Here is a 12,767-nt window from a genome sequence, read left to right on the forward strand (position 1 = left end):
GGTCGAACCCGCCCCGCACTCGGCACCACGCCGCTACAATCCCCACGCTCAAGCCGTTGACCAGGACATACACCGAAGTCCGGCTGGAGTACTAGTGCTTCCTCGCAGAAGTTTGTGGAGGGGCCCGTCGAGAAGCGGCAGCTCAGCGACCGTTAAGCTGCGCGCTGTCGAACGTTAGTTGGAAGGGCTGCATGAGTACTCGACCCCCGATGGTTGGTTTGGTCGCCACAATTCGCTCTCTGGCGGTACTCACACTGCTGGTGGGATTGGTCAGTGCTCTGCCTGCCCTTTTGCGCGGCACGGAGGGACTCGGCGTTCCTGGGACCGTCCTGCTGGCGGCGCTGATCTTTGGTTTGCCGTTCGCGTGGTTCGCTGGGCCTCGCCGCGTTTGGTACCAGACGCGGCTCGACGCGGTCACGCCGTTGCCTCATGGGGCAACGGTGGTAGCACGCGAGAAGACGTTCGAGCTCGTCTCCCGGCCCTTGACCGTTCCCCTGGTGATTGCTCTCGGTCTCTGTTTGCTCATCGCCTACAACACCGGCATTCCGGCTGGCCTTGCGTTGGTGGGGGTGGGCGGCGGGCTGCTCCTTCAGGCCCGTTGGCTGGCACGTGAGGAACGGAGGCGTGGCGTCTGGCTCTTGTGTCCGCAAGCACCGCTTCGGGTCGCGGCTGACGACCCTGCTCTCTCCCTGTACCGGCGGGCGCCTTTCTATACCGCCCCAGAACCACCAACCCCCGATTTGGTCTCCTGAGCAGCTACACCATGATCACCTGCCGTGGGCAGGAACAGGCATGCGGTGACGGTGGCGCTGGACGAGGCAGTCCGGGCCCGACTTGAGAAGCTTGCAGCTTCGGCACGCGGGCAGGCGAGGGCAGTACTGCGGGCCAAGATCGTGCTCGCGGCCGCAGACGGACTGTCCAACGGTGCGATCGCTCGTCGTTTTCGCATCAATGTGAACACCGTCCGCAAATGGCGCGGCCGGTTCGCCGGGCGGGGCGTGGACGGTCTGAAGGACGCCGCCCGCTCGGGCCGCCCGCGCCGCTACGACGACCTGGTGCGCGTAGCTGTGGTCGCCGCGGCCACCAGCGCCCCCGCCGGCCCAGCTACGACCTGGACTCATGCGGCCGGCGGGCAGGAGGTTCTCGACCCTCTGCGGGAGAAGCGCGCCCAGCGGGATCTCGAACGGGCTGCAGCCGACGTCGATGTAGTTGTCCCCGCCCGTCGAGGGGTGCAGGTCGATCCGGTACATGCCGAGGCCGACGGTGTCCGGGTACCGCACGGCGACCCGCTCCCCGCGGACGGCGAGCGAGAGGTCCTGCTCGACGACGGTGTAGTCGGCCCTGATCCGGCGCGCCTCGCGGATGTACGCGGCCTGGGCCAGGCCGTCGGTGCCGCCGGTGATGTCGCCGCGCAGGCGCAGCCCCGGGAATCCGGTGCTGCCGTCCGGGCGGGGCGCCTCGGTCTGCATCCAGTACAGGAAGGAGAAGCTCAGCTCCCTGGCCCGGCGCAGGTGGTCGGCGGCGTCCGAGACGTCGAGGACCGGGCCCTCCAGGTAGTCGATCATCGGCCAGTTGACCAGGGTGATGTCGCTGGGTAAGCGCCGTCGGTGAAGGTGCCTCGGGCGGCGATCCGACGGAATGTCCACAGGTTGGCGTTGCCGGGATTGACCCGCTGGTCGGCGATGACCGCCAGCGGGTCGTCGCCGGGGGTTGGCTGAAGTCGTGCTCGACGCGCTCCAGCGTCCTGGGGTGCGGGTATCCCCAGGACAACAGCCGTCCACCCCAGACGTCGGGCTGGTAGGACCGCCAGAAGTCGTAGTCCGCGGGCTTGTCGATGGTGTGGTCGCCGTCGACGTGGTCCATGGCGAAACACACCGATACGGCCTGCATGTTCAGCGGCTGGGCGACCTGCGGGGCGCTCGGCTCGCCGGTATTCGCCAGGTTGGGGGATTCTCCCGTGAGCTCACGGCTCATCTCGTTGACCACCGCCCAGTGGATCGCTACCCGGGACCCCTGAGGCAGAGTCTCGTAGTCCCGCACGAGACTCTGGTGCCACATCAGCCAGCCGAAGGTCCGTTCGATCGCTTGCCTCTTCCGCAGCGGCTGTGGCGCGGCAGGCCGTCGTGGATCACAGTAGCGACACCGACAACTTGACCGACATATAGTTAGCCTCCATACTACTTCTCATGAGGATCGAGGATGCGCACCCCGGCGCCGCACCCACGCTCGAACAGGCGCGGAAGCAGATCGAACGGTACGGACTTGACGCCGACCCGCAGGCGGTACTTGTCGCCGTGCGCCTCATGGCGACCGGCGCCCGTCTGGACAGGGCGTCCGAAGTGCATTTCTCGCGCTCCGGGCTGTCGACCGGACGCTACCGTCTCCTGGTGGATCTCGAGGACAGCGGCGGCGAGAAATCGCCGTCGCAGCTCGCGAAGAGCCTTGATGTCTCGCGCGCCACGGTGACTGGCCTGGTCAGCGGGCTCGAGCGGGAGGGCCTGGTGGCTCGGCGCGCCTCCACGGAGGACGGGCGGGGCGCGGTGGTCGTTCTCACCGCGCGCGGTGCCCAGCAGCTGCACGACATGGCAGCGGACCACTTCGCACGACTTGAGTCACTCGTCGATGGACTGACCGCCGACGAACGCGGATTGTTCCTGGATCTTCTGGAGCGGATCACTCGACGGATCGGCGCCCTGACCGCCGAATAGCACCACCGCACTCCGCGAGGAGTGACCGCCCCGGCCGGGGCGGTATCGCCTTCATACCCTAATAGTTAGCCTCCTAATTATTTTCGAGGAGTTCCATGAGTTCCCCGCGCAGAACCGCGCCACGCAATTCCGTCACGCGCCCGTTCACCCTCTGGAAGGAAGTCGCGACCGCCTACCTGGCCCCCGCGCTCACCGCCGGGCTCGGCGGAGTCCTCAGTGGCCAGTCCGAACTGACCACGGCCGCCTTCACCTCCATCGGGGTCACATCGGCCCTGGTGGCCGGCGCTGTCGGCGCGTGGCTGCACCGCCGCGGCCGGCCCCGCCGCTGGACGACCTCGGCGCCGCGGCCGGCACTCGCCCTCGTGTTCACCGTTGCGGCGGCCGGAATCGGCGGCCTGGCCGGATGGTTCGCGTCCGGTTGGCTGCCGTCGCACGCCCCGGTGCCGGATGCCGAATGGCTGGAGCGGCTACGGATCGACCTGCCGTTGTCGGCCGCCCTGGCCACCGCCATTGTCACCTGGCGGTGGCACGGCACGACATCCCGGCAGCAGGGATGACCCGACCCTCCCCGCCCGTTTCTCGAGACCCCTCACCTACGAAAGGCACACCGTGATCACCATCGTGGGCGCAACCGGCGCCACCGGCGGCGCGCTGCTCCGGCGGCTGACCGAACTCGACGTCCCCTACCGCGCCGTCAGCCGTGTCCCCAGCAGACTAGGCGTTGCCACCGGCGCGAGAAAGCCGGTCGAGACCGTCGCCGCGGACGCCGCGGACCCCCGCACACTCCGCGCCGCGTTCAAGGGATCCACGCAACTGTTCCTCGCCATGGCCAACAGCCCCCGCCAGGCCGAGCTGGAGAACAACGTGATAGACGCCGCGGCCGCATGCGGGGTACAGCACGTGGTCAAGCTTTCCGCCCCAGCAGCCGAGCCCGCCTCACCGGTGACCGTCTCCCGCGGCCACTGGCGAGTCGAGGAACACCTGGCGGCAACCGGCATGACGGCTACGCTGCTCCGCCCGTACGCGTTCATGCAGAAGCTGCTCCTGAACGCCCCGGCAATCGCCCGGGGCGTGCTCATCGGGGCAATGCGCGAGGCGCCCTGCAACTACATAGACGTCCGGGACATCGCCGACGTCGCCGCCGAGACCCTCCTGCGCCCCGGCCTCGCCGGCACCACGTACACCCTGACCGGCCCGCGGGCCTTCAGCCATCCCGAACTCGCCCGTCTGCTCGGGGAGCTGACCGGCCGTCCCGTCCGTCACATCGACCTGCCGCCGAGCGAATTCCGCAGCCATCTCCTGTCGACCGCACATATGCCGCCCTGGCTCGCCGACCACGTAGTGGAGATCCAGCAACTGGCCATCGCACGCCCGGAGTCCCCCAACGACACGATCGAGAACGTCCTCGGCCGCCCCGCCAGGACACTCCGCGCCTTCATCCACGAACACCTCCACACATTCGCCCCAACCACCTGACCGACAGCTCAGCCACCCGCTCCCGGACCCTTCGTTCTTCTCCGAGAAGCAGCGCCGCTTCTCGGAGAAGAACGTGTGAGACGAACGCTGTCCACAACAAGAAGCCATCGGCCTCGCGGAGCAGCTCGACACCCTCACGGACTCCGCCACACCCCCACCCACCCCCGGCTCACCGAGCGGGTGCGGTCAGAGCGTTCCCGCCGTTCGCCAGGAAGATCGCAGCGTCGAACACGTCACGCGTCCGATTCACCTCCGGCGGCAGATTTCCCCGATGAGCGTGTCCAGGTCTTGAGGTCCGTCATGCGGCTCGCCGCATCCCCAGCCCGAGGTCGGCGGTTACGCCTGATGACCGACGACCCTGAACCAATCAGCCGATCATCAGACTTTTTGAGTATGCGTTGAAAGCCTTGGCTGTCAGGGTAATTCTGAAAGTAACCCATCGTCTCCGGCCCAAAGGCGAGTTGGTTTCATCGTCCGATTCACACGGCGGTGCTGCTCTGGCATGCACGAGACAAAGGTGGCATCCCGCTTCGCGCACAAGGGGTACGCCATGTCTGTCCTGACCGAAGCTGATGCCAGCACGCCCCGGGCTTCGAAGCTTCCCCGTGATGGTGGACACGCTTCGTTGCTCACGCGGCGAGCATGAGCTCGGTGATTTCGAAGGTGTTGATCTCATCCGACGTGTGTGGCTTGCGGAAGCTGCTCTACGCCTACGACGACGCACGGCTGCGGTACCGGCTGAGGCTCGGGGAGGGTGGACACGTCGGTGGAGTGGAACATGGACAAGCTGCCCGGGTCGGCACGTCCGGGCCGTGCTGGTACTGATCGCCGGTACCACCCGTGCGTTATTGCCTGCGCAGTTCGATGACTGTGATGTCGGGTGGTGCTCCGACCCTGATGGGTGGCAGGGATGCTCCGATTCCGCGGGAGACGTAGAGCTGTGTGTGGTCGATGGTGGCCAGTCCTGCTGTGAGGGGCTGGGTCAGTGGCACGAGCAGGTTGCCGGGGAAGAAGGCTCCGCCGTGTGTGTGCCCGGACAGTTGGAGATCGACTTCGTACCGGGCGGCTTCGTGCACCTGCACGGGTTGATGAGCGAGCAGGATCACGGGGTGGGAGGCGTCGCGGTCGCCGAGGGTCCTGTCGTAGTCGGGTGCGTCGTGGTTCTGCTCGCCTGTGACGTCGGTGACGCCCGCGAGGTCGATGGCTCCGCCCCGATGTTCGATCAGTGTCCGGGTGTTGCGCAGTGTGGTGACGCGGAAGTCGGCGAGTGTGGCGATCCAGGCGTCGACATCGTGGCGGTAGTCGTGGTTTCCCGTGACGAAGAAGGCGCCGTGGGTCGAGGACAGCCGGGTGAGCGGCGCGGCGTGGGTGGCCAGGTCTTCGGCGCTGCCGTCGGAGAGATCTCCCACGACGGCGACGATGTCGGGCGAGGTGTCGTTGATCACGCGGACCATGCGTGCGGTGTGGGAGCGGCCGAAGAACGGCCCGAGATGGAGGTCGCTGGCCATGGTGATACGCATGCCGTCGAGTGAGGGGTGCAGTCGGCGCAGGGCAACCGGCACGACTTTCACGTCGGGTGGTCCCAGGCCGCGGTGGAAGCCGTAGCCGGTGCTGGCCACGGCGGTACCGGTGGCGAGCAGCGCGACCGAGCGCGCCAGAACGAGGCGACGGCCCATCATCCGCGATGATGCGCCCTCGGCCGGTCGGGGATTCGTGTCGCCCGTGATCGGAGCCGCGGCGGAGTCGCCCTGCTGCACGACCGGCGCCCGAGGGGCCTGCGCGGGGACTACAGGGCCCGATCCGGTGCGACGCCGCAGCGTCCGAGCCATGAGGCGTGCAGGGATCTCAAGGACGACGAGAGTCATCAGCAGGTAGGCGGCCAGGGCGACCCAGACGAAGGCCGGCCAGGCCAGCCAGGCGATGCGTGTGGGGTCCGCGTACTGGGCAGCGAGGACACCGGTGGGGACCAGGACCGTGAGGGCGAGTGCCGTGGCCCGGCCCGCGCGGCGCAGCCGGGCGGATGCTGTGACGTCCTTGACGAGCCGCAGGTAGAGGTAACGGTGTGCGGCGGCCGAGGCGGCGATGCTCGCTGCGGCGACGGTGGCGTCCTGCGCGAGGGTGCTCACGCCGCTGCCTTAGCCGGTGGGAACGGACTGGAGAAGGATCGCCCGTCGTGGGTGCTGGGGTCGAGGTGTCGGTGCATGGCGGCGGGGTGCTCCGGGAGGATTGTCGAATGGTCTCGGTCGGCGGCGCCCGGTCGGCGGGACGGCCGCGTCGGACGACGGCATATGGGGCCAGGTGGCTGTTCGCGCGGGCTCACTGGGGGCGGCCCAGGCCCACGTCGTAGGCGAAAATGACGGCCTGTACGCGGTCGCGGGCATCGATCTTTGCCAGGATGCGGCTGACGTGGGATTTGACCGTCGACTCGGCCAGGTGCAGGTGGGCGGCTATCTCGGTGTTGGACCATCCCGTGGCGATCGCGGCGAGGACTTCGCGTTCGCGTTCGGTCAGGCCGGCCAACTGTCGTCGCTGTTCGGGGCTGAGGACAGAAGAGCCCGGCGTCCGCTGTGGGTGCGAGGTGGTGAACGCGTCGATGAGTCTGCGTGTCAGGCTCGGGGAGATGACGCTGTCGCCGGCCGCCACTGTCCGGATGCCGACGACGAGTTCCTCGGGGCGTGCGTCTTTGAGGAAGAAGCCGGCCGCGCCGGCCCGCAGGGCTTCGTAGGCGTACTCGTCGAGGTCGAAGGTGGTCAGGACCAGCACCCGCGAGCGGCCGCCGGATTCGACGATGCGGCGGGTGGCTTCGATGCCGTTGACGCCGGGCATCCGGACGTCCATCAGGACGACGTCCGGGCGCAGTTCCGCGGTCAGGCGAACGGCCTCCTGGCCCTGGGAGGCTTCGCCGACGACTGTGATGTCCGGCTGTGCTTCGAGGAGCATGCGAAAGCCCAGTCGTTGCAGGGTCTGGTCGTCGACGATGAGGACGGTGGTCATATGAGGTGCTTCTCCGTGACGTCGCTGGTCAGGTTGCGGGAGGTGCTGAGGACGGTGTGCACGCGCCAGCCGCCGGCGGGGGTCGGGCCGGCGCTGATGCGGCCCTGGTAGAGCGCGGCGCGGTGGCGCATGCCGACCAGGCCCTGCCCGCCGTGCCCGCTCTGCCTGCCGTGCCGTTCGCTGTCTGCCGCGCGGGGCAGTCCCGTGTCCTCCACTGTGACGTGCACGGACTCCTCGTTCCTGTGCAGGTCGACGGACACGGTGGTGTCGGCCGCGGCATGTTTGAGGGTGTTGGTGAGGGCTTCCTGCACGATGCGGTAGACGGGTGAGCTGGAGGCCGGGACTGAGCGGTGTCAGGTCCCCGTCGGTGTGCAGGTCGGCGGTGGGGCCGGCGGCACGGACGCGGTGGAGCAGCGCGGGCAGGTCCTGAAGGGTCGGCTGCGGGGACAGCGAGGTGGTGTCCCGCTGTGTCGTGGGGTTGTCGACCACGATGAGCAGGCGGCGTAGTTCCGCGAGGGCCTCGCGGCCGCTGTCGCCGATGAGGTCGAGGGTGTCGGCGGATTTCTCGGAGCGGGATCTGGCCAGGGCGGCTGCTCCGTCGGCGAGGCCGATGATGACGGCAAGGGTGTGGCCGAGGATGTCGTGCATCTCGTGGGAGACGCGGGTGCGTTCCCAGGCCGCGGCCAGGCGGGTCTGCTGGTCCCTCTCGGTCTCCAAAGCCACGATGTAGGCCTTCGCTAGACGCCCGGTGAGGGCCAGTCCGGCGCAGGCGGTCACGGCGAGCATGGCCAGCAGCGTGACGATTTCTGGGCGCTTGACGTGTTGCAACTGGTCGCTCCCCCAGAACGCCGCGACCCAGACGACCAATTGGGCGGCGGTGACCATGCAGGCGAGGACCAGTTGGCGGTGCGTGCCGTAGCGGCCGACGTTGTAGAGCGCCACGATCCGGGCCGCGTCGGCGCCGTTGAGGACGTTCAGCGGCAGCGCAAGGACGGACGCGGCTGTGGTGATCGCGAAGACCAGGCCGGGACGGCGTTCTCGCCACAGCAGCGGAACGGTGTAGGCGATGGTGAGGACGATCTCGCTGGGCAGGTAGGCGCGGTTGGCCGGGTTGAACAAGGAGGGCAGTCCGAGGACGGCGCAGAAGACGGGCACGGCCCACAGCCGCAGCCGGGGGTGGTTGCGGTCGAGCATCCGCCACGCGGCCAGCCCGCTGATGATCGACACCGTGACGCGGTGCTGGGGATCGCTGGTCAGTGACCGCGGAAGCCGCGAAGAATGGGGCGAGGGGCCGCGTACAGGTTCGTCGGTGGTCGGCTCGCTCATGGCAGGTAGGGGCCTTTTCGTTGTCCGGGCAGACCGCCCGCCCCTCCTCGGGGAGCGTGAACCGGCGGACGGGGTCATAGGGGCCCGGACAGCTGATGTGCGGTGCACGGTGTGCTGTCCGGGCCCCCGGGGCCCACCTGCCGCACCTCGAGGGATGGGGGCCGGCGGGCGGGGTCGGGGCGTGCCGGGGTGTGCCTACCCGAGGGGGGTGGGCGCCGTCGGCTCCTGGTCGCTCTGCGCGGGAATGCGGGCCTGGCGGTCGCGTTCGGCCAGTACCTGGCGCAGCTTCTCGCCTTCCACGTCGACGTTGGGCAGGAGGCGGTCGAGCCAGCGGGGAAGTGCCCAGGCCCGTGCGCCGAGCAGGGTCATCACCGCGGGGACGAGGGTCATGCGGATGACGAAGGCGTCGAAGAGGACCGCGGTGGCAAGGCCCATGCCGATGGATTTCACCAGGGCGACGTCGTCGAGGAGGAAGCCGGCGAACACCGAGATCATGATGATGGCGGCGGCGGTGACCACGCGGGCGCCGTGGCGGAAACCGGTGACGATCGCTTCGGTGGGGCTGGCGCCGTGGACGTACGCCTCGCGCATCCCGGAGATGAGGAACACCTCGTAGTCCATGGCCAGACCGAAGACGACCCCGATCAGCAGGATGGGCAGCAGGCTGACGATCGGGGCGGTCTCGTCGACGCCGAAGACATCCTTGAGCCAGCCCCATTGGAACACGGCGACCAGCACGCCGAGGGTGGCGACGACGCTGAGCAGGAAGCCGGCCGCGGCCTTGATCGGGATCAGGACCGAGCGGAACACGAGGAGTAGCAGGACCAGCGCGAGGCCGACGACGATGGCCAGGTAGGGCACCATCGCCTCACCGAGCTTGGCGGAGACGTCGATGTTGAGCGCCGTCGTGCCGGTCACCATCACCCGCGTGCCGCTGTCCTTCTCCACCGCGTCTCTGCGGTCGCGTATGTCGGCGACCAGGTCGACCGTATCCTGGCTGGTGGGCGAGCTGTCCGGTACCGCGGTGATCAGGGCGACGTCACCGGCCTGGTTGAAGACCGGGGGCCGTACGGCGGCGACGTCGTCGAGGCCGTCCAGCATGGCGGAGGTGTCCATGGCCGCGGGTTTCGCGTCGTCGCTGTCTCGTGCGTCGACGACGATGGTCAGCGGACCGCTGAAGCCCGGCCCGAAGCCCTTGCTGAGCGTGTCGTAGGCCACACGTTGGGTGCTGCCGGGGGCGGCCATGCTGTCGTCGGGCAGGGTCAGCCGCAGCGACAGTGCCGGGATGGCCAGCACACCCAGGCCGACGACCGAGGCCAGCAGCATTTTCCAGGGGTGGCGGGTGACGAAGCGGCCCCAGCGGACGCCCATCGTGACGCGCCGGCCGTGCTGCTCGGCCCGCACGCGACGCGTGGTGAGGCGGCCGTTGGCCACGCGGGTACCGGTGAAGCCCAGCGTGGCGGGCAGGAGGGTGAGCGCCACCAGCACGGCGACGGTGATGGCGAAGGCCGCGGCCAGGCCCATGGTGGTGAGCATCGCAATGCCGATGACGCTCAGACCGGCGAGGGCGATGATGACGGTCAGGCTGGCGAAGACCACCGCCGAGCCCGCGGTCCCCAGAGCACGCCCGGCGGCTTCCTCGGGCGCGTGCCCCTCATGCAGCTCTGTCCGGTAGCGGGAGACGATGAACAGGGCGTAGTCGATGGCCACCGCCAGGCCCAGCATGAGTGCCAGGGTCTGCGCGTTGGAGGCCATGTCGACGAACGAGGAGGCGACGGTGATGGCGCACAGGGCGATACCAACGCCGACGATCGCGGAGAGCAGCGGCAGCCCGGCCGCGACCAGCGAACCGAAGGTGATGACCAGGACGAAGGCGGCGACCAGCAGGCCGATCAGTTCGGCTGCGTTGCTCTCTTCCCCCTCCAGTACCGCGTTGCCGCCGAGGCTGACGCTCAGGCTAGCCTTCTCGCCCTTGTCCGCCACTTCGTGCAGGGCGTCCGACGCGGCGGGAGTGATGTCGGCCTGCGGGACGGCGTAGGTCACCTGGGCGTAGGCGATGCTGCCCGAGGAACTGACCAGGCCGCCGGTGAAGGGGTCGGTGACGCTCGCCACCTGCGGTGCCTTGCGGAGGTCGGCGACCAGTGACTCCACCTCCTGCTTGTGCGCGGCGGACGTCAGCTTCTGCCCGTCCGGAGCCTCGATGACCACACGGGCCGTGGCGCCGGCAGCCGAGGCCTGCGGGAACTCCTTCTCCAGCAGATCGATGGCCTGCTGCGACTGGGTTCCGGGAAGCGTGAAGTCGTCCGTCGTACTGCCCGACACGCTGCTGACGCCGATGACCGCGGCGACAAGCACCGCGATCCACGCCAGCAGCACCAGCCGACGCCGCCGGAAGGCGAGCCGGCCGAGCCGGTAGAGAAAGGTGGCCACGAAAATTACTCCCACCAGGAGAAAAACGGATGTGTGAGGGCGAGCCCGACAGGCTCCGCCAATGAACGTAGGAGTCGGGTGCGGCCGAAAAGAGCTACTGGAGGACGAATCCGCGTCCGGGGCAGTACCCCGGTACCGGGCGGTGTCCTCCTTGAGGCGGGCGTCCGGGTCTCAGCCGGACAGGTGGGCGGCGAGAAGTGCCGTGGTCGCGTCCCACAGCTCCCGCTGTACGCGCGGGTCCCGGCCGGGCTCGGGGCACTGCAGGGGGCGGGCGCCGCGGACGGAGAAGTAACCGCCGGTGGTGCCCGCGAGAGCCAGGTCGGTGGCGAGCCGCACAATGATGCCGGCGCCCTCGCGGGGCTCGCCGATCCTCAGGGCGTTCAGCACCCGCTGCAGGACGGCGGAGCCGGGCAGGTCCCGGCCCAGGCCAGTGGCATTGAAGCCGGGGTCACAGCAGTTCACGGTGACCTTGTCCGCGTCCAGGCGGCGGGCCAGCTCCTGCGTCCACATGATGGTCATCAGCTTCGTGCGCCCGTACAGGGGCATCGACTCCCGGCGGGTGTAGGGCTCGGTGCGCCGCAGGTCCTCGGCCGGGGCGATCGTTTTGGCCTGCTGGGAGGCTTCGGAGGCGACGTTGACGATCCGGGCCGGCGCCGAGGCGCCGAGCTTCGCCGTCAGCGCCTCGGTCAGGACGAACGGGCCGAGGTAGTTCACCGCCGTCATCTCCGCGAGGCCCTCGGCAGTGACGCGCTGCGCGAAGGCGTGGAGGCCGGCGTTGTTGACCAGGACGTCCAGGCGCCGGTAGTACGCGGCGATTTCCTCGCCCGCGCGGCGGGCATCGGAGAGCAGGCCGAGGTCGGCGTGGAAGACGTCGACGGGCTCCTCGGTCACCGCCTTCAGGTCGGTGACAAGGACTTCCGCCTTGCTGCGGGAGCGGGCCACAGTGCCGATCCGGTAGCCCTGGCGGGCCAGCTCGAAGGCGGCGATGCGGCCCAGTCCGGAGGTGGCTCCGGTGATCACAGCGACGGGACGATCCATCCCACAACCCCTTTCATGAGGTACCTCATGATTCTGTTGTGCGAGGATACCCGAACCATGGAGCAGCACGAATCAACAACGACGGGCAGCGCCCCGGAGCAGGTGGGACTGTCCTTCCTCACCCTCGCGTACAGCCTGCGCGAACAGGTCGACCGACGCATGCTGGCGACCGCCGGCCTGTCCCTGTCCCGCACCAAGGTCCTTCAGGCCCTGGCCGGCCGCGGCGCGCTCCACCAGGCGGAGCTGGCCACCTCCCTTGGCCAGGCTCCGCGCTCCGTCACCCAGATCGTGGAGGGCCTTGAGCGCCTCGGCATGGTTGCCCGGACCGGCGACCCCGAAGACCGTCGCCGCAAAACCGTCTCCCTCACGGACGCAGGCCGCACGGCCCTGGCCGCCGCGGAACAAGCGGGCACGAACGCACTCAGGGAGTGTTTCGGCTTGCTCGAACCGCACCAACTGGCCACACTTGACGCCCTGCTCACGTACCTGGATACCGCCCTCACCGGCGACAAGACCGACTGACGCACGTCGCAGAAGAAGCCACATCGCAACGGGTCACAAGAATTGGGCGGTGTGGTGGTGCACCCGGCTTATCGCGGCCGGGGCATCGCTCGGACGGTGATCTTGCTATTGCACCGGACTGATCCCAGCTGTGAGGGTCTGTCCAATTAACGGCCCCGCCTCACATTCGGTGGTGACGACATGTGACGAGTCTCGTTGACATCACATGTGCGATGCCAACTCCCTTGTGGGAACAGTGTTTTCGGGGCTCGCGGCGCTGGTCATCGAGGAGGT

At 68.7% G+C, this 12,767-nt stretch carries 11 protein-coding genes and 3 pseudogenes; 7 read left to right on the forward strand and 7 right to left on the reverse strand.

Annotated elements, in window-relative coordinates:
• Positions 1-191 precede the first annotated feature (191 nt).
• Together ACIRJP_RS32420 and ACIRJP_RS32425 are read left to right on the forward strand one after the other, a co-directional pair.
• Positions 192-752 (forward strand): hypothetical protein, encoded by a 561-nt coding sequence (locus ACIRJP_RS32420; protein ID WP_404181916.1) that lies wholly within the window; start codon positions 192-194, stop codon positions 750-752.
• Positions 753-893: 141 nt separating this feature from the next.
• A pseudogene (locus tag ACIRJP_RS32425) lies at positions 894-1,058 on the forward strand (helix-turn-helix domain-containing protein); the annotation flags it as partial.
• Positions 1,059-1,121: 63 nt separating this feature from the next.
• On the opposite strand, the pseudogene ACIRJP_RS32430 reads toward ACIRJP_RS32425, so the two are convergent.
• Positions 1,122-1,938: pseudogene (locus ACIRJP_RS32430) on the reverse strand (FAD-dependent oxidoreductase); the annotation flags it as partial.
• 248 nt (positions 1,939-2,186) lie between these two features.
• Between ACIRJP_RS32430 and ACIRJP_RS32435 the strand changes: the two are divergent.
• The 3 genes from ACIRJP_RS32435 (at position 2,187) to ACIRJP_RS32445 (ending at position 4,184) form a co-directional block, all read left to right on the forward strand.
• Entirely contained in the window at positions 2,187-2,708 is a 522-nt protein-coding gene (locus ACIRJP_RS32435) for a MarR family winged helix-turn-helix transcriptional regulator (protein WP_404181919.1), read from the forward strand.
• Between the two features lie 95 nt (positions 2,709-2,803).
• Positions 2,804-3,265 carry a hypothetical protein gene (locus ACIRJP_RS32440; RefSeq protein WP_404181923.1) on the forward strand — a complete coding sequence of 154 codons (462 nt, stop codon included), beginning with the start codon at positions 2,804-2,806 and terminating at the stop codon, positions 3,263-3,265.
• 52 nt (positions 3,266-3,317) lie between these two features.
• A complete protein-coding gene (locus ACIRJP_RS32445) occupies positions 3,318-4,184 on the forward strand; it encodes an NmrA family NAD(P)-binding protein (RefSeq protein WP_404181926.1) in 867 nt (288 codons plus the stop codon).
• A gap of 845 nt (positions 4,185-5,029) precedes the next feature.
• Here ACIRJP_RS32445 and ACIRJP_RS32450 read toward each other — a convergent pair.
• The 6 genes and pseudogenes from ACIRJP_RS32450 to ACIRJP_RS32475 all read right to left on the reverse strand — a co-directional run bounded on the left by ACIRJP_RS32450 (position 5,030) and on the right by ACIRJP_RS32475 (position 11,972).
• On the reverse strand, positions 5,030-6,310 hold the full coding sequence (locus tag ACIRJP_RS32450) for a metallophosphoesterase (RefSeq protein ID WP_404181929.1): 1,281 nt from the start codon (positions 6,308-6,310) through the stop codon (positions 5,030-5,032).
• Positions 6,311-6,500: 190 nt separating this feature from the next.
• A complete protein-coding gene (locus tag ACIRJP_RS32455; RefSeq protein WP_404182058.1) occupies positions 6,501-7,178 on the reverse strand; it encodes a response regulator in 678 nt (225 codons plus the stop codon).
• Complete coding sequence (locus ACIRJP_RS32460; protein WP_404182061.1) at positions 7,175-7,489, reverse strand: ATP-binding protein; 315 nt, start codon at positions 7,487-7,489, stop codon at positions 7,175-7,177. Before ACIRJP_RS32460 ends, ACIRJP_RS32455 begins: the two co-directional genes overlap by 4 nt.
• 241 nt (positions 7,490-7,730) lie before the next feature.
• Positions 7,731-8,582 (reverse strand): annotated as a pseudogene (locus tag ACIRJP_RS32465) (histidine kinase); the annotation flags it as partial.
• A gap of 117 nt (positions 8,583-8,699) precedes the next feature.
• Positions 8,700-10,934 carry an MMPL family transporter gene (locus ACIRJP_RS32470; protein WP_404181932.1) on the reverse strand — a complete coding sequence of 745 codons (2,235 nt, stop codon included), beginning with the start codon at positions 10,932-10,934 and terminating at the stop codon, positions 8,700-8,702.
• A gap of 171 nt (positions 10,935-11,105) precedes the next feature.
• On the reverse strand, positions 11,106-11,972 hold the full coding sequence (locus ACIRJP_RS32475; RefSeq protein WP_404181935.1) for an SDR family NAD(P)-dependent oxidoreductase: 867 nt from the start codon (positions 11,970-11,972) through the stop codon (positions 11,106-11,108).
• Positions 11,973-12,029: 57 nt separating this feature from the next.
• On the opposite strand from ACIRJP_RS32475, the gene ACIRJP_RS32480 reads away from it, so the two are divergent.
• Together ACIRJP_RS32480 and ACIRJP_RS32485 are read left to right on the forward strand one after the other, a co-directional pair.
• Positions 12,030-12,494: a MarR family winged helix-turn-helix transcriptional regulator gene (locus ACIRJP_RS32480; RefSeq protein WP_404181938.1), complete on the forward strand. Its 465-nt coding sequence runs from the start codon at positions 12,030-12,032 to the stop codon at positions 12,492-12,494.
• 42 nt (positions 12,495-12,536) lie between these two features.
• Complete coding sequence (locus ACIRJP_RS32485; protein ID WP_404181941.1) at positions 12,537-12,644, forward strand: hypothetical protein; 108 nt, start codon at positions 12,537-12,539, stop codon at positions 12,642-12,644.
• The last annotated feature ends 123 nt before the right edge of the window (positions 12,645-12,767 follow it).

It is taken from the genome of Streptomyces sp. NPDC102437, assembly GCF_044765565.1.
Taxonomy (GTDB): Bacteria; Actinomycetota; Actinomycetes; order Streptomycetales; family Streptomycetaceae; genus Streptomyces.